Raw genomic sequence first — 16,343 nt, 5'->3', positions numbered from 1 at the left:
ATCAATATTTAATCATTTTAATTTACTTCAAATAATTTCACCCAACGGATTAAAAATAACAAACTTATATAAAGTTATGTATCGAAAATACATAACTCCAAATTACAAATAGCAGACATAACGAAATACTAATTAAACCTATGGTTATAAGTATTATTTCTTTATTTTTTTTTCGGTCTGTTTCTTCATGATTTTGTAATAATTCAAATTCATGTCTTCTTCTAATTTGTTGATATTTATTAGTCATGATTCAAAAATATTAAGAGTTGTAGAGTTATTTACGAAAAAAACTATTACTTGGTTTTGTAGTTTTTTGTTTTAATGTTTTGATATATAGTGAATTAGTTTTTAAGGCTCTCTTTGCAGAGATTAAGTTTTACAGAACATTTGTAAAGCTATGTAATTACTCATCTCGTAAGTTTTTTTTACTCTTTCAAATCAAATCGAAATCAATTAACTCAAATAAAAAAGCTATTTTAGCTTGGTGCAAATTCAATTTCCGTTACAATAGTTTTCGGAGTTTTGTATTTGTCGTAATCCCAAATCTAAAACCTAAAATTCATGAAAATTAAGATTTCTCTGTCGGTTGTATTGCTTTTATTTACAGCTAATTTATTCAGTCAGACAATTGCTGATCTGAAACTAAAAGCTAAAGAAATTCCTAAATCTTATACTTTGAGCGACGGTAATAACTGTGTTTCTGTTCAGGCCTGTACTTTTTATAACGATATTGAAACGTACAGTAACATTGTTGGAACAGTAAAAAGTAAGGCAATGCAAAGTTTTAAAAGTAATGCCGATCGTGGTTCTATTATGTATTTTGAATTTGATCACGTTTTTAAAGGTGATCGATTCCTGCAAGGATTATTATGGGGGAAAAATGGACAGCCATCAGATGAACATCCTGAAGAGTATCTCGTAAAAGGAAAATTTCTAATTATCTGGAGCTTTCGTCCGGACAGCCCTGTTAAGGAAAAATCAGAAACTAAGATCGATGCGATTTTGCAGTAAATAAAATCCTTTGCTCTCCAATTTTGTAAGATTCGGAAAGCATTCTCTTTTAATATTTTTTCGTTATAAAAAATCATCACCAACAAAACATAAAAAATGAAAACACATATTCGAATTCTAATTTATTCGGTTCTATTTCTTTTATATCTCATTTTAACGCCCTTTTTACTTTCGCTCCAATCGAAATTAAAAACAGATTTTTTTATAACCTTAAGCTGTGGCTTTGCTGTTTTTAATATTATTTATGCTTTTTTGGTTTTTAGATGGAAGCCTTTATTAAACGTATTATCTGCTATTGCGATAGCTTGTCTCGCTTTATTTCTGGCTTTAAAAATTTCAGATTTACATCTGTTTTCGCAGTATGATCCTTACGATATTAAAACAGCAATATTCGCTAATGCTGTTTTGTCCATTGTTTTTTGGGAGATTGTTTATCAGGTGAAAAAGAAAAAAGGTTAATGAGATAAAAAATATACCTTAGATTCTTTTATTTCTACACAAATGGAGAAGATACTCTAAAACTATTTCCAGATCTAAAATAAATAACGGAATTTTTATTCATGCGGAAGAAAGCTGTGGGGGAGGGGTTATTTATCTGAGGGATGGTAAATACGAATGGATTCAGCAGGAGTAAGGTAATTTTAAAATTAACTTTTAAACTATTTTGATTATGAAAAATACATCAGAAATTGCAAATCGATTTAAGGAAGTTATTTTAAACGGAACCTGGGTTGCGAATACCAATTATAAAGATCAATTGGAAAATCTGGATTGGAAAATTGCGGTTGCACCAGTTCAAAACTTAAATACAATTGCCGTACTCGCACAGCATATTCATTATTATATAAAAGGCATAAACAACGTTTTTAAAGAAGGAACACTGGATATAAAAGATAAATTTAGTTTTGACTTTCCTCTGATTCAATCTCAGCAAGAATGGGAAACATTTCTAAACAAATTTTGGACTGATGTTGAAGAATTTGCTTCTTTGGTAGAACAAATGCAAGACGAAAAGCTGAATCAGGATTTTGTTGATGAAAAATACGGTACTTATAAAAGAAATATGGAATGCATGATTGAACATAATTATTACTATTTAGACCAGATTGTATTACTAAAGAAGCTATTAATAAATAGATGAAAGGAAATGTAGTTTTAGTCTTGTAAATAAAACTACGATTGTTTAAAATATTGATTTTTAATGGTTTGTTTTTTTGCATGCAGAAGAAGTTCTGATTGTTACTTTTAGAAGGATTTTTTATATAAAAAAGAATAAAATTTATGATACATTTGAGCATCCATATTTAAAAAACAAGTGACTTTTTACAGTTTCGACAAAAAAACATTAATTTTTAAATATTTAAAAGAACATAACCCAAAGATTGCTAAATTAATTTTTAATGAAAAAACTACTTTTATTTTTAACTTTTGCCTTCATTTCTAGTTTTAATTCTTATTCACAAATAGCTTTTGAAAAAGGATATTTTATTAATGATAATGATAAAAGAACAGATTGTTTAATTGAAAACGTGGATTGGAAGAATACTCCTGTTGAGTTTAAATATAAGTTGTCAACTGGGCATGATATTATGAGTGCTAATACCAAAACAGTAAAAGAGTTTGCAGTTTATGGGCAAAATAAATTTATAAGAGCTCTTGTCAAAATAGACAGATCAGATAAAAGAATAGAGCTTATGAGTAAAGAAAAGAATCCTGTTTTTAATGAAGAAACATTATTCTTGCAAGTTTTATTAGAAGGAAAAGCAATGTTATTTTTATTCGATGATGGTACTATAAGACGTTTTTTTTATAAAACTAATGATTCAGAAATTAAACAATTAGTTTGCAAACCTTATTTAGTTGATGATGATTATTCTATTGCTTATAATAATTATTTCAGAGAGCAACTTTATATAGATTTAAAATGCGAAACTATTGGGCAAAAAGAATACGAAAAGCTAAGTTATAGAAAAAGTGATTTAAAAAAAATCTTTTTAAAGTATAATCAATGTAATGGTTCTGATGAAGTTGTTGATTTTGAGAGCAAAGAAAAGAGAGATTTATTTAATTTGAATATAAGACCCAGATATAATAGCAGCTTAGCCTCTATTGATTATGCTCTCTCCGAGTCAGGTGATTTTGAGTTCGATTTTAGGTCTAATTATTTTGCATTAGGTGTTGAGGCTGAATTTATTATGCCTTTTAATAAAAACAGATGGTCACTAATTGTAGAACCTACTTATCAACATTTTAAAGATGAAAAATCTGTAGCAAATTCAGATTTTGTGGGAGGAAAGATATTTGGAAAAATAGATTATAAATCAATTGAATTACCAATAAGTGTTAGACGTTATTTTTTTGTAAATGATGCGTTTAAGATATTTACAAATGCTTCATTGGTTTTGGATTTTAGCTCAAATTCTAAAATTAATTTCACCAGAAATGATGGTTCAACAATAAATTCGTTGAAAATTTCATCAGGAACGAGTTTAGGAATAGGATTAGGTTGTAAGCTTAAAGACAGATACAGTATAGAGGTGAGGTATTTAACTCCCAGAGGTTTAGTCAATGAATATTCTAACTGGAATTCTTCATATAGTACAGTATCTTTAATAGCAGGATATTCATTTTTCTAAGAAGTTATAAAATGGAAAACAGAAATGTTTTCAGCTTTTGAGTTTTTTAAATAAAATATTAAAAGCAGTTTTTAAAGTTTTAAAAATTTGTAAACTTATTCTTTACTTTAAAAAAATAAAACATGAAGAAATTTATTTTAGTATTCGTTTTTTTAATTGGGTTATCAGTAACAGCATAGACTTCTAAAGAACTTATAGGTAAATGGCAATTGGTTAAGTGGACCAAAAAAGGAAAAGAAAAAAGTATTCAGGACAAATTCAAGACAGACCAGGTTTTTTAGGTTTTTAAAGGAAATGGAGATTTTGAAAGCGTTATTGGTGATGAATCACATAAAGCAAAATGGGAGTTGTCCAGTGACAATTCGCAACTGACGATTATTTCGGTTATATTGCCTGTTGTGTTTACAATAGATTATTTTGACAGCACTAAACGTACGATAACAAATCCGCAAGTAGGTACTTTTGAGTATAAAAAAGTTGCAGATTAATAATCTTGAATTTGCATATTGATATTATTATAAAAGGCGCATTATGCGTCTTTTTTTTTTATAAATAAATTTCATTCTTAAAAAAAATGTCAATTTTTTAATTACGCAACCAAAAAGTTGCGTATATTTGCAACTGATTGATTGCTTATTTGTTTAAAAAATGAAACGAGATATTTTTCAGGCCATTGCCGATCCTACGCGAAGAGCGATTTTAGTACTGGTTTCCTCCAGCGCTTTAACACCAAATGCGATTGCAGAACAGTTTAAAACTACAAGACAAGCTGTTTCAAAGCATATTAAAATTCTGAATGAATGTGATTTACTGGAAGAAAAAAAAATGGGGCGTGAAATTTATTATCAGTTAAAAATTGACAAAATGAAAGAAATTGATCATTGGCTTGAACAATTCAAGAAAATTTGGGAAAGTCGTTTTAGTCAGTTAGATCAAGTATTAATGAACTTAAAATCGAAAGAAAATGAAATCTGATCTTTTAATGAATTTTTCCGTAAATAAGGAAAATAAAATCGTAAATATAAACCGCGAATTCAGTGCTCCGGTTGCAAACGTTTGGGCTGCATGGACAGAGCCTGAAATTTTGGATCAATGGTGGGCGCCGGCTCCGTTTAAATCCAAAACAAAAAAGATGGAATTTAAAGAAGGCGGTCAAAGATTATACGCTATGATCAGTCCTGAAGGAGGAGAAAACTGGGCTGTTTTTGATTATACGTCTATTTCTCCAAAAACAAATTTTAAGCATTCTTCTACTTTTTGTGACGCCGAAGGGAATCCAAATTCAGCTTTCGGAAGTTCGTATTGGGATATCACTTTCTCAGAGAAGGGAACTTCCACAATTGTTGCTATTGTCATTAAGCGAGACAGTTTAGAAGAATTAGAAAAAATAATTGAAATGGGATTCAAAGAAGGATTTACAAGTGCGATGAAAGGTTTGGATAAAATCTTTGAAGAGAATGCTAAATGAATTTAAAATATAAGAACATGAAATCAAATCTTTTAATGAATTTTACAGTTAATAAAGAAGAAAATACTGTAAATGTAAAACGTGAATTTAGTGCCTCATTGGCGAATGTTTGGTCGGCATGGACAGAGGCAGAAATACTTGATCAATGGTGGGCTCCTTCTCCATGGAAGTCAAGAACAAAAAGCATGGAATTTAAAGTGGGCGGACGAAGATTATACGCTATGGTTGGACCAGAAGGGGAGGAGCATTGGGCAATAGCCGATTATACTTCGATTAGTCCGATAACAAATTTTAAATATCTGGATGCTTTTAGCGATAGCGAAGGAAATTTAAACAAAGATTTTCCGCGTTCTGACTGGAATGTGACTTTCTCAGAACAAGGTAATTCTACCTTTGTTGATGTTGTAATCAAACATGATAAACTCTCTGATTTGGAAATGATTATTGAAATGGGATTCAAAGAAGGTTTTACCATTGCAATGGAAGGTCTGGACGAAATTTTTGCCGGGAGAGCGAAATAATTTTAAAGGCGTGTTAAAGGTCAAAATAAAAGAAAATGGACTCATTTTAAAATTGTATTTTCGTTTTACAAATCACTTTTATTAAAAATTAAATGAATAAATTTTTTGCCTTAATCTTTTTACTTTTTTCTTCAGTTTTATTTAGTCAAAAAGAGAAATCAAAATCTGCTGAAACCAGCAAACCATTTATATTAGGTGTTATTGATGAAATTCAATCCAAAGAATTAAACGAAAAAAGAATTTTGAATATTTATCTGCCTGAAGGTTACAAGGCCGAAGATGCGACAAGATATCCTGTAATTTATTTGCTGGACGGTTCTGCTGATGAAGATTTTATTCATATTTCAGGATTGGTACAATTTAATAGTTTCGAATGGATCAATCAGGTTCCAAAATCAATTGTGGTGGGAATTGCAACTGTTGACAGAAGACGTGATTTTACATTTCCGACAACTATAGAAACAGATAAAAAGCGTTTTCCAACTGCCGGACATTCAGATAAATTTATTGCTTTTATCGAAAAAGAATTACAGCCATTTATCGCAAAAAAATATAAAACAACTGAATCCAAAACTATTATCGGCCAATCTTTAGGGGGATTGTTAGAAACGGAAATCCTGTTTAAAAAACCTTCACTTTTTGATAAATATGTAATTGTAAGTCCGAGTTTGTGGTGGAATAATGGTTCTTTACTCAATTTAGATTCAGAAATTTTAAAGGATAATTTTAAACAGCAAACTGAAATCTATATTGCAGTAGGAAAGGAAGGACTTACTCCAACTGAAATTCCGAGAGTTATGGAAGTTGATGCGAATGTATTAGCAGAAAAAATAAAAGCATCAAAAAGCAAAAATATCAAAGTCTATTTTGATTATCTGCCTGCAGAAAATCACGCAACAATTTTACATCCGGCAGTTTCAAACTCTTTTAAGTTTTTTTATTTTCAAGGCCAATAATAAAATGAAGTTTCCCACAACGGCAGAAGATTTTAAAGAAGAGTTTTTTAAATCAGTTGATATGACAGATAAAGTCGGAGACTTAAGAAAATTCGACAATTAATTCAAATTCTGTCCAAAATAGAGGATCAAATAATTATTGAAGGGATTCTTCAGATTTTTTGAAAATGAAGAAAGAGTTGATTCGATTTATATTGACCAAAAATATGCAGGTTTGATTCTACAGAAAATAAATCCCAAAACAGAGCAAAGTGTTGATTTAATACTTGACCGAACTTTAAAAAACTGGAATAAAAGTCTTGAAGAATTACCCTTTTGGCTTAAAAATAATTATGGAATTGAAAACATTAAAAAGCATTTAGTAAAATCGAAAAAACAGATTTATCAAGTTTAGAATTTGATAAATTGAATACTATGAAATGGATGTTGCAAATAGTTTTCAAATCATAAAGTAATATTTTTATATCTTTGCCACACTAAATAAAGCACACAATTTCTATGTGAATAAAAATTTCTTTCGGACAATTATAAGGTAAGCTGTAAAACGGTTTACTCATTTGTTTATTCCTTAAAGAAAGAAATTATGATTACTTTACAGCATATTTCATACCTGCATGCGAACAAAAATGTTTTGTTTGATGCGATAACTTTTACAGTTAACAATCATGATAAAATTGCCTTAATTGGTAATAATGGAGTTGGAAAATCGACTTTACTGAAAATTATTTCCAGAGAATTACAAGCTTCTGAAGGTTTGGTAAAAATTGATTCAGATCCGTATTATGTGCCCCAGATTTTTGGGCAGTTTAATCATCTTACTATTTCGCAGGCATTGCGTATAGAAGACAAACTGAATGCGTTTCAGGAAATCCTGGACGGAAATGTTTCTGAAAAAAATCTAAACACATTAAACGACGACTGGACAATCGAAGAACGCTGTAATGAAGCGTTGCAATATTGGGGACTGAATGATTTAAAATTCAACCAGAAACTGGAAACACTTAGCGGTGGGCAAAAAACAAAAGTTTTTCTGGCCGGAATTTCGATTCATCAGCCAGAGCTTGTTTTGCTTGATGAACCCAGTAATCATCTGGATGTTTCGGGAAGAACATTGTTATATGATTTTATAAAAAATACGTCAGTAACTTTGATTGTTGTAAGCCACGACCGAAAATTACTGAATTTATTAAATTCTGTTTACGAATTAAATAAACACGGAATTACCGTTTACGGTGGAAATTACGATTTTTATGCTGCTCAGAAACAAATTGAAAATAATGCTTTGCATCAGGATATTCAGAGCAAAGAGAAGGCTTTGCGCAAAGCGAAAGAAAAAGAACGTGAAACATTAGAACGTCAGAATAAACTGGATTCCAGAGGAGAAAAAAAGCAAAAAAAGGCAGGAGTTTCCCGAATCATGATGAATACTTTACGCAATAATGCCGAAAACAGCACGGCAAAAACGAAAGGCATTCATGCGGAAAAAATTGGAGGTATTTCAAAAGATTTACAGGATTTGCGTTTAGGGTTGCCAGAAATTGATAAAATGAAATTTGGATTTGATAAAACAGATCTTCACAAAGGGAAAATACTTTTTACAGCAACAAATGTCAATCATGGTTACGAAGATCAATTGTTGTGGAAAGAATCCTTGAATTTTCAAATTACCAGTGGTGAACGAATTGCGATAAAAGGTTTTAACGGTTCGGGAAAAACCACTTTGATTAAAATGATAACCGGAGAACTACATCCCAAAATAGGGACCGTTTACAATGCCGATGCCAAAATAATTTATATAGATCAGGATTATTCTTTAATTGAAAATCAGCTGACGGTTTATGACCAGGTTCAGAAATTTAATGATTCGGGTTTGGAGGAACATACTGTAAAAATGAAACTGAATAAGTTTTTGTTTTTGCAAAATGATTGGGACAAATCCTGTAGTGCTTTGAGCGGCGGTGAAAAAATGCGTTTAATGCTTTGTTGTTTAACCATAAATACTAAAACGCCGGACATTATTATTCTTGATGAACCCACAAACAATCTGGATATTCAAAATATAGAAATAATTACTGCAGCAATCAATGAATATCAGGGAACATTGATTGTGGTTTCGCATGATATTGTTTTTTTGGAGGAAATTAAGGTTCAGGATTTTATTCAGCTTGATTGAAAATGTTTTTTTAGATCTTATGAAAATAAAATTTCTTATTTAGCCCCGATCGAGCCGATATCCTTTTGCAGCGGGGTTCGCTGCAAAAGATTTAGGCGAGGGCGGGACAGAGAGCAGTGATGAAAAAGATTGTTACTGCTCTTAAAAATAAATTTTAAAAAGGCATGGTTGTTGAAAACTAAAAAAGATATATTTACACCTTCAAATGCGATAATTTATGCAAAAAATTACTTTATCTTTTTTATTTGTTTTTTTAGCTTTTTCCTGTGGGGTAAAAACTACACAATCTATGTTAACCGGAGGTGATTACGATGGAGCAATAAACCGTTCTGTTGAGTCATTGAGGAGTAATAAAGATGCTAAAGGAAAGCAGGATTATGTGTATTTGCTGGAAGAAGCATTTGCAAAAGCGAAAGAAAGAGATTTGCGAGACATCGAAATGATGATAAAAGAATCAAATCCTTCCAATTTGGAACGCATTTTTAATACTTACCTTAATTTAGAAGAGCGACAGGAAAAAATTCGTCCTTTACTGCCTCTTAGATTAATAAAACAAGGCAAAAATGCTTCTTTTGCATTTGATAATTATACAGACAGAATTATTGAAAGTAAGAATGCTTTGTCAAAATATTTGTATGATAATGCGTCTGCACTTTTAAAATCGAAAGTAAAAACAGATTACAGAAAGGCTTATGATGACTTGGCTTATCTGGAAAAAATAAATCCCGGATATAAAAATGTAAAAAAACTGATGGAAGATGCTCAGTTTAAAGGAACTGATTTTGTAAATGTTTACAGCCAAAACCAAACGAATTTGGTAATTCCGAAACAGCTTCAGGATGATTTACTGGATATTAGCACTTACGGCCTAAACGATAAATGGACGGTTTATCATAATGTCAAACAAAAAAACATCTCTTACGATTATAGTCTGATTGTGAATTTCAGGGAAATAGTTATTTCGCCGGAGCAAATTAAGGAGAAAGAATTCATTAAGGAAAAACAAATCAAAGACGGTGTTAAAACTTTATTGGATTCCAGAGGGAACCCCGTAAAAGACAGTTTGGGACGTCCTATTAAGGTGGATAAATTTAAAAACATCAGAATCAATATATTTGAATTCAGACAATTTAAATCCTGCCAGATTGTGGCAAAAATTGATTACGTTAATGCAAAAAGTAATCAGCTGCTACAGACTTTTCCGGTAGCGAGCGAATTTATTTTTGAGTCGATGTATGCAACTTACAAAGGAGATAAAAATGCCTGCGAAGAGAGTTATCTGCCTAATTTTAATAAAAAAGCGGTTCCGTTTCCTAATAACGAGCAGATGATTTATGATACGGGAGAGGATTTAAAAGTGAAATTAAAAAATATAATTGTTCAGAATAAATTTAAAAGCTAGCATAAAAACTGTGTAATTGTTGATAGGATAGAATCTCGTTTAATTAAAACAATTCCAGATTCTTAACTCATTTTTAACAAATGTAATGCAACAAAATTTAGCTGTAATTGTTAATTATGTAAAACAAAATACAGACCATGATTACAAAAAAAATTGGCGCATTTGTTATTCTTTTTTTAATTACCCTAACTTCATTTTCTCAGGAAAAATTTACTTTAAGTGGTACTATTACCGATTTTAAAAATAACGAAACTTTAATAGGTGTCAATATTTATGTTCCGGTTCTCAAAATTGGAACTAGAACCAACGAATACGGATTTTATTCGCTCACACTTCCTGCGGGAGAACATCAGATTGAACTTAGTTATGTTGGTTACACTACTGTTGAACATACAATCATTTTAGATAAAAACATCAAAAATAATTTTGCTTTAAATGGAGAAGGAGAAGAGCTTCAGGAGGTTGTAATTAAGGAAAATAAAGGCAAGATTAATATTAAATCGCCCGAAATGAGTGTCAATAAACTTTCTATTGCTACCATAAAAAAAATGCCGGTGGTTTTAGGTGAAGTTGATGTTATAAAATCGATTTTATTGCTTCCGGGAGTTACCAATGCGGGGGAAGGAGCTTCGGGGTTTAATGTCCGCGGAGGTGGTGCAGATCAGAATTTAATTTTACTGGATGAAGCCAACATTTTTAACTCATCTCACGTTTTCGGATTTTTCTCGGTTTTTAATCCGGATGCGATTAAAGATTTGAAACTGTACAAAGGAGGAATTCCGGCAAGGTTCGGCGGACGTGCTTCGTCAGTTTTAGAAATTTTTCAGAAAGACGGAAACAGCAAGGAATTTCATGCCAATGGAGGAATCGGACTGATTTCGAGCAGGCTTCTTTTGGAAGGACCAATTGTAAAAGACAAAGGCTCTTTTTTGATTGGGGGAAGAGCTTCGTACGCACATTTGTTTTTAAAACTTTCAGAAGACCAGAAAAACAATTCGGCTTATTTTTATGATTTAAATGCTAAATTCAGTTATAAATTAAACGGTAGCAACAGTCTTTATTTATCAGGTTATTTTGGACGTGATGTTTTTAGTCTGAACAAAAGCTTTACCAATATTTACGGGAACTCAATTTTAAACCTGCGCTGGAATCATTTGTTTTCTGAAAAACTGTTTTCAAATTTATCTTTGATTTACAGTGATTATTATTACGGACTGGAATTGGATTTTGTAGGATTTCAATGGGATTCGGGAATCAGAAATTACAATTTAAAATACGATTTCAAGCATTATATTTCGGATAAGTTCAAATTGAATTACGGTTTAAACGGGATTTATTATGAATTTAATCCGGGAACTATCAAACCAAGTACAAGTGATTCAGGAATTAATCCGAATCAGATGGACAAAAAATATGCTTTTGAACCTTCGGTTTATATTGATGGTGAGAATCAGATCTCGAAAAGAATAACGTTGGGTTATGGTCTGCGTTACAGTTTGTTTTATCGTTTAGGGGCTTCAACAATTAATTATTATGAAAACAATAATCCGGTAGTTTTTAATCCGGATTTACAGATTTACGAAAAAGGAACCCCAACTTCTACAAAATATTTTAGTCAAAATGAGATCATTCAAAGTTACAATAATCTCGAACCACGTTTGTCTGTTTCTTATCAGTTGAATGATGATGAATCTGTTAAGGCAAGTTATAACAGAATGTCTCAATATCTTCAGTTAATTTCGAATACATCTTCACCTACACCACTGGATGTCTGGATGCCAAGTGATAATTACATTAAACCGCAAATTGGAGATCAGGTTGCGTTGGGATATTTTAGAAATATAAAAAACGGAGCCTATTCACTTGAAGTAGAAACCTATTACAAGAAAACTAAAAACAGGCTGGATTATATTGATGGTGCTGATTTAATTGCAAACGAAGCTATCGAACAGGTTATTTTAAACGGTCATATGCGTGCTTATGGTATGGAACTAATGATTAAGAAAAACGAAGGACGATTTAATGGATGGATTTCTTATACAATATCAAAATCAGAACAGCAGACACCGGGAAGAACTCCGGAAGAAACAGGAATAAATAATGGGCAATGGTACAATTCGGCTTATGATAAAACACATAATCTGGCGGTTACTTCTGCTTATAATTTAAACGATAAATGGTCATTTGGAGCCAACTTTGCTTTACAGACAGGACAGCCGGTTACCTATCCAAATGCACAATATGAATATTTAGGGATTGTGGTTCCAAGCTACGGATTGCGAAATGAAAATCGTCTTCCTGCTTATCATCATTTGGATGTTTCGGCAACTTTAACTCCCCGAAATAATAAAGACAGAAAATGGAAAGCCGAGTGGGTTTTCAGTATTTATAATTTATATAACCGAAGTAATGCGGCATCGATTAATTTTAGACAGAATGTGGATACCGGAATAAATGAAGCGGTGAGAATATCTATTTTCGGAGTTGTGCCTGCGGTGAGTTATAATTTTAAATTTTAAATCTTTCGTCTAAGGGAATAAAAAGATATATCATGAAAAAAGTAATCTTATTATTTATTGTTTTTATCTCAGGATTCTTTACAGGCTGTGAAGAAGTTGTAGATGTCGATTTGGAAACAGCTGCTCCAAAGCTAGTAATCGAAGCAGATATTAACTGGAAAAAAGGAACGACAGGAGCACAGCAAACGATAAACCTGTCAACGACAACAGGATATTTTGAGAGTGAAATACCGGTTGTTAACGGAGCGACGATTTTTATAAAAAACAGCGCCAATCAACAGTTTAACTTTGTTGAAATTGCAAAAACGGGTCGATATGTCTGCAATAACTTTAAGCCGGTGATAGATGCGACCTATTATCTGACAGTGATTAGTAATGGCAATACGTATACGGCAAGTGAAACCCTGAAATCTGTTGCGCCAATTACCCGAATTGAACAAAATAACGAAGGAGGTTTTACAGGAAAAGATATTGAAATCAAGGCTTATTATAACGATCCTGCCGATGTTGATAATTTTTATTTGTATAAATATGTGTATTCAGATAAAGTAGCGTCAAATTATTATGTTGATGATGATAAATTTTTTCAGGGCAATGAGTTTTTTAGTTTATCTGATGATGAGGATTTAAAACCTGGGGATGAAATAGAATTAACTCACATTGGAATTTCTAAGCAATACTATAACTATATGAATATTTTGATCAGTATTGCAGGAACCAATGTAGGTGGGCCTTTTCAGTCCCCTCCGGCAACTGTAAGAGGAAATATTATCAATACAACGAATAAAGATAATTATCCGTTGGGTTATTTTTCTTTAAGTGAAGTTGATACAAAAAAATATAAAATACAATAAATCCGGTTTAAAATGGAAGCCAGAATTGAAAACTTAGTCGAAAAAAAGCTGATAGGGAAACATATTACAATGTCGTTTACCGAAAATAGAACATTTCAGTTATGGAGCAGTTTTATGCCGAAACGAAAAGAAATTCAAAAAACAATCGATTCTAATTTGTATTCACTTGAAGTTTTTCCTGTCGGGCATTTTAATGATTTTGATCCTCAAAATACTTTTGAAAAATGGGCCGCAGTTGAGGTTTCTGATTTCAGCGAAACTCCTTCAGGTATGGAACCTTTGATAATTCCGAATGGTTTGTATGCCGTTTTTATTCACAAAGGTCCGGCAACAGAAGCTGAGAAATCTTATCGTTTTATTTTTACAGAATGGCTTCCAAATTCAGAATACAACGTTGATGACCGCCCTCATTTTGCTGTAATGACTGAGAATTATAAAAAAGATGATCCTGATTCAGAAGAAGAAATCTGGATTCCCATAAAAAATAAAGCCTAAATAAAAACATGGTAATAGAAAGTCTGAAATCACTCTTTAACCGGGACCTGAACAAATTAAAAGATGAAATCGAAGCGTACCAAAACGAAGGACAGCTTTGGGTAATTGATAAAAGTATTTCTAATTCGGCAGGAAATCTTTGTCTGCATTTAATTGGCAATCTCAATACTTATATTGGAGCCGAACTTGGAAAAACAGGTTATATTCGCAATCGTCCTTTGGAATTTTCGGAAAAAGATATTCCGAAAGACCAATTAATCAGTAAAATTGATGAAACTATCCTGGTGATAAATAGAGTACTTGATTCGTTAAGTGAAACGGATTTAGAAGTTATTTATCCGCAAATTGTATTCGAAAAGGAGATGACAACAGGATTCTTTTTAATTCATCTTTCCACACATTTGGCTTACCATCTCGGACAAATCAATTATCATAGACGATTGCTGGATTTTTAATTCGATACAAACTAAAAAAGTCTGTAATTTGAAATCTAAAATAGTAGCCGTACCTTTGCAAAGCATTCAAAAAAACTCAGCATGTCATCACATCATATAGTCCGCGACGATCAGGAACCAGCATTAATTATTGCCAACGGAGCTGCCTGTAGTCCCGAATTATTGGGGCAGCTGCTCGAATGGTCTCCGCTCGTAATTGTACTTGATTCGGCAATTGAGCGTGTAATTGAATTAGGGATAAAAGTTGACGTGCTTTTAGGTGATTTTGATCGTGGTTTCGACCCGGAAATCTATAAAGCAAAGCAATATCCAATAGAAATTGTGCATACAGAAGATCAGGAAAAAACAGATCTCGAAAAAGCATTTGATTATCTTATCGAAAGAAAAATTCCGGCCGTTAATGTAGTTTGGGCTACCGGAAAACGTGCCGATCATACCATAACAAACCTTACACAAATTGTTCGTTATCGGGATTTACTTAAAATCGTTATTCTTGACGATCATTCTAAAATATTTTTGCTGCCCAATAAATTCGAAAAATGGTACACTGCGCAAACACCGGTTTCGCTTATTCCAATTGGTGTTGTAAACGGTATTTTTTCGAACAATTTAAAATATGAATTGCAGGATGACACGCTTACAATGGGGTACAGAACAGGAAGTAGTAACTCGGTTGAAAAAGACGGAATTGTAACAATAACACATCGTGAAGGCGATTTGCTCTTAATGGAGTGTTTTGATTAGGAGCTAATACCTGCTGTTCGCTGTATCTTTTGTGGTGAACCCCACCACAAAAGGATGCCGCTTCCATCAGGGCTAGGACTGCAGTTTTTATATGAACTTTTTCTAAAAAAGGAATGACTATCTTTGTCCTCAAATCCACAAAATGAAAGCAGCAGACAATTCTGATAAAAACAATTTGAATCCACGAAATCTACACCGTTCCCGTTATGATTTCGAATTTCTTATTTCAAATTGTCCGGAGTTAAAGCCTTTTGTTTCCATAAACAAACACGGAATCGAAACCATTGAGTTCAGTAATCCAATTGCTGTAAAAACGCTCAATAAAGCTTTGCTGCAAACCTATTACGATATCCAAAATTGGGATATTCCTAAAAATTACCTTTGTCCTCCCATTCCGGGAAGAGCAGACTATATTCATTATTTAGCAGATTTACTAGCTGAAACCAACAACGGAAATATTTCTTTAGGTTCTTCAGTTCTAGGACTGGATATAGGAACCGGAGCTAATTGCATTTACCCAATTTTAGGGAATGCAATTTACGACTGGAGTTTTGTCGCAACAGATATTGATAAAAAGGCAATCGAAAATTGTAGTAAAATTATCGAAGCCAATCCAAAATTGATTGAAGCAATCAGTTTACAGCAACAAACAGAATCCCGTTTTATTTTCAAAAACATTATTATACCAGAAGACCGTTTTACATTTACCATGTGTAATCCGCCCTTTCATGCATCGGCAGAAGAAGCGAATAAAAGTACTTCCCGAAAAATCTCTAACCTAAATCCGAAAGAAAAGAAAAACACCAATCCTGTTTTAAATTTCGGAGGACAAAATGCCGAATTGTGGTGCAATGGTGGTGAAATTGGTTTTATAACCCAAATGATTTACGAAAGTGTAAAATATGCTTCACAATGTTTATGGTTTACAACCCTGGTTTCTAAAAAAGAGAATCTCTCATCTATTTACAAAACCTTAAAAAAAGTAAACGCTGCCGAAGTTAAAACAATCGATATGGCGCAAGGTCAAAAAATAAGCCGGATTGTTGCGTGGACTTTTTTGAATAAACCTGAGCAAAATAAGTGGTTTGTTTAAATGATTGATTTTCAGG

18 protein-coding genes are annotated in these 16,343 nt (G+C 32.3%); all 18 read left to right on the top strand.

Annotated elements, in window-relative coordinates:
• Nucleotides 1-561 precede the first annotated feature (561 nt).
• The 18 genes from GWR14_RS14170 (at nt 562) to rlmF (ending at nt 16,327) form a co-directional block, all read left to right on the top strand.
• Nucleotides 562-1,011, top strand: coding sequence for a hypothetical protein (locus tag GWR14_RS14170; RefSeq protein ID WP_163409737.1), 450 nt, complete (start codon nt 562-564; stop codon nt 1,009-1,011).
• A 96-nt stretch (nt 1,012-1,107) separates the two neighbouring features.
• Nucleotides 1,108-1,470, top strand: coding sequence for a hypothetical protein (locus tag GWR14_RS14165; RefSeq protein WP_163409736.1), 363 nt, complete (start codon nt 1,108-1,110; stop codon nt 1,468-1,470).
• A 211-nt stretch (nt 1,471-1,681) separates the two neighbouring features.
• The gene (locus tag GWR14_RS14160) at nt 1,682-2,152 is read left to right on the top strand and encodes a DUF1572 domain-containing protein (RefSeq protein WP_163409735.1); all 471 of its coding nucleotides are present in this window, start codon (nt 1,682-1,684) and stop codon (nt 2,150-2,152) included.
• A gap of 259 nt (nt 2,153-2,411) precedes the next feature.
• Nucleotides 2,412-3,647, top strand: coding sequence for a porin family protein (locus GWR14_RS14155; protein ID WP_163409734.1), 1,236 nt, complete (start codon nt 2,412-2,414; stop codon nt 3,645-3,647).
• 347 nt (nt 3,648-3,994) lie between these two features.
• On the top strand, nt 3,995-4,135 hold the full coding sequence (locus tag GWR14_RS14150) for a hypothetical protein (RefSeq protein WP_163409733.1): 141 nt from the start codon (nt 3,995-3,997) through the stop codon (nt 4,133-4,135).
• Nucleotides 4,136-4,295: 160 nt separating this feature from the next.
• The gene (locus tag GWR14_RS14145; RefSeq protein ID WP_163409732.1) at nt 4,296-4,622 is read left to right on the top strand and encodes an ArsR/SmtB family transcription factor; all 327 of its coding nucleotides are present in this window, start codon (nt 4,296-4,298) and stop codon (nt 4,620-4,622) included.
• Complete coding sequence (locus GWR14_RS14140) at nt 4,612-5,115, top strand: SRPBCC family protein (RefSeq protein WP_163409731.1); 504 nt, start codon at nt 4,612-4,614, stop codon at nt 5,113-5,115. Before GWR14_RS14145 ends, GWR14_RS14140 begins: the two co-directional genes overlap by 11 nt.
• A gap of 17 nt (nt 5,116-5,132) precedes the next feature.
• Nucleotides 5,133-5,636 (top strand): SRPBCC family protein, encoded by a 504-nt coding sequence (locus GWR14_RS14135; RefSeq protein ID WP_163409730.1) that lies wholly within the window; start codon nt 5,133-5,135, stop codon nt 5,634-5,636.
• A gap of 92 nt (nt 5,637-5,728) precedes the next feature.
• Entirely contained in the window at nt 5,729-6,592 is an 864-nt protein-coding gene (locus GWR14_RS14130; protein WP_163409729.1) for an alpha/beta hydrolase, read from the top strand.
• A gap of 139 nt (nt 6,593-6,731) precedes the next feature.
• Nucleotides 6,732-6,986, top strand: coding sequence for a hypothetical protein (locus tag GWR14_RS14125; RefSeq protein ID WP_163409728.1), 255 nt, complete (start codon nt 6,732-6,734; stop codon nt 6,984-6,986).
• Nucleotides 6,987-7,175: 189 nt separating this feature from the next.
• Complete coding sequence (locus GWR14_RS14120; protein ID WP_163409727.1) at nt 7,176-8,765, top strand: ABC-F family ATP-binding cassette domain-containing protein; 1,590 nt, start codon at nt 7,176-7,178, stop codon at nt 8,763-8,765.
• A gap of 217 nt (nt 8,766-8,982) precedes the next feature.
• On the top strand, nt 8,983-10,167 hold the full coding sequence (locus tag GWR14_RS14115) for a hypothetical protein (RefSeq protein ID WP_163409726.1): 1,185 nt from the start codon (nt 8,983-8,985) through the stop codon (nt 10,165-10,167).
• A gap of 137 nt (nt 10,168-10,304) precedes the next feature.
• Nucleotides 10,305-12,686 carry a TonB-dependent receptor gene (locus GWR14_RS14110; RefSeq protein WP_163409725.1) on the top strand — a complete coding sequence of 794 codons (2,382 nt, stop codon included), beginning with the start codon at nt 10,305-10,307 and terminating at the stop codon, nt 12,684-12,686.
• Between the two features lie 32 nt (nt 12,687-12,718).
• On the top strand, nt 12,719-13,540 hold the full coding sequence (locus GWR14_RS14105) for a DUF4249 domain-containing protein (RefSeq protein ID WP_163409724.1): 822 nt from the start codon (nt 12,719-12,721) through the stop codon (nt 13,538-13,540).
• Nucleotides 13,541-13,552: 12 nt separating this feature from the next.
• Nucleotides 13,553-14,035, top strand: a complete 483-nt coding sequence (locus GWR14_RS14100; protein WP_163409723.1) for a GyrI-like domain-containing protein — start codon at nt 13,553-13,555, stop codon at nt 14,033-14,035.
• Nucleotides 14,036-14,043: 8 nt separating this feature from the next.
• Entirely contained in the window at nt 14,044-14,490 is a 447-nt protein-coding gene (locus tag GWR14_RS14095) for a DinB family protein (RefSeq protein ID WP_163409722.1), read from the top strand.
• Between the two features lie 81 nt (nt 14,491-14,571).
• Nucleotides 14,572-15,234 carry a thiamine diphosphokinase gene (locus GWR14_RS14090; RefSeq protein ID WP_163409721.1) on the top strand — a complete coding sequence of 221 codons (663 nt, stop codon included), beginning with the start codon at nt 14,572-14,574 and terminating at the stop codon, nt 15,232-15,234.
• A 142-nt stretch (nt 15,235-15,376) separates the two neighbouring features.
• Nucleotides 15,377-16,327, top strand: coding sequence for a 23S rRNA (adenine(1618)-N(6))-methyltransferase RlmF (gene rlmF / locus GWR14_RS14085; protein WP_163409720.1), 951 nt, complete (start codon nt 15,377-15,379; stop codon nt 16,325-16,327).
• The last annotated feature ends 16 nt before the right edge of the window (nt 16,328-16,343 follow it).

It is taken from the genome of Flavobacterium ajazii (assembly GCF_010614725.1).
GTDB classification, from domain to species: Bacteria; Bacteroidota; Bacteroidia; order Flavobacteriales; family Flavobacteriaceae; genus Flavobacterium; species Flavobacterium ajazii.
Note: the sequence above shows the minus strand (reverse complement) of the source record. Positions and strands in the feature narration are given on the sequence as shown.

Coding starts and splice junctions, on each gene's coding strand:
- GWR14_RS14170 (WP_163409737.1), top strand. CDS start 562: ATGAAAATTAAGATTTCTCTGTCGGTTGTATTGCTTTTATTTACAGCT.
- GWR14_RS14165 (WP_163409736.1), top strand. CDS start 1,108: ATGAAAACACATATTCGAATTCTAATTTATTCGGTTCTATTTCTTTTA.
- GWR14_RS14160 (WP_163409735.1), top strand. CDS start 1,682: ATGAAAAATACATCAGAAATTGCAAATCGATTTAAGGAAGTTATTTTA.
- GWR14_RS14155 (WP_163409734.1), top strand. CDS start 2,412: ATGAAAAAACTACTTTTATTTTTAACTTTTGCCTTCATTTCTAGTTTT.
- GWR14_RS14145 (WP_163409732.1), top strand. CDS start 4,296: ATGAAACGAGATATTTTTCAGGCCATTGCCGATCCTACGCGAAGAGCG.
- GWR14_RS14140 (WP_163409731.1), top strand. CDS start 4,612: ATGAAATCTGATCTTTTAATGAATTTTTCCGTAAATAAGGAAAATAAA.
- GWR14_RS14135 (WP_163409730.1), top strand. CDS start 5,133: ATGAAATCAAATCTTTTAATGAATTTTACAGTTAATAAAGAAGAAAAT.
- GWR14_RS14130 (WP_163409729.1), top strand. CDS start 5,729: ATGAATAAATTTTTTGCCTTAATCTTTTTACTTTTTTCTTCAGTTTTA.
- GWR14_RS14120 (WP_163409727.1), top strand. CDS start 7,176: ATGATTACTTTACAGCATATTTCATACCTGCATGCGAACAAAAATGTT.
- GWR14_RS14115 (WP_163409726.1), top strand. CDS start 8,983: ATGCAAAAAATTACTTTATCTTTTTTATTTGTTTTTTTAGCTTTTTCC.
- GWR14_RS14110 (WP_163409725.1), top strand. CDS start 10,305: ATGATTACAAAAAAAATTGGCGCATTTGTTATTCTTTTTTTAATTACC.
- GWR14_RS14105 (WP_163409724.1), top strand. CDS start 12,719: ATGAAAAAAGTAATCTTATTATTTATTGTTTTTATCTCAGGATTCTTT.
- GWR14_RS14100 (WP_163409723.1), top strand. CDS start 13,553: ATGGAAGCCAGAATTGAAAACTTAGTCGAAAAAAAGCTGATAGGGAAA.
- GWR14_RS14095 (WP_163409722.1), top strand. CDS start 14,044: ATGGTAATAGAAAGTCTGAAATCACTCTTTAACCGGGACCTGAACAAA.
- GWR14_RS14090 (WP_163409721.1), top strand. CDS start 14,572: ATGTCATCACATCATATAGTCCGCGACGATCAGGAACCAGCATTAATT.
- rlmF (WP_163409720.1), top strand. CDS start 15,377: ATGAAAGCAGCAGACAATTCTGATAAAAACAATTTGAATCCACGAAAT.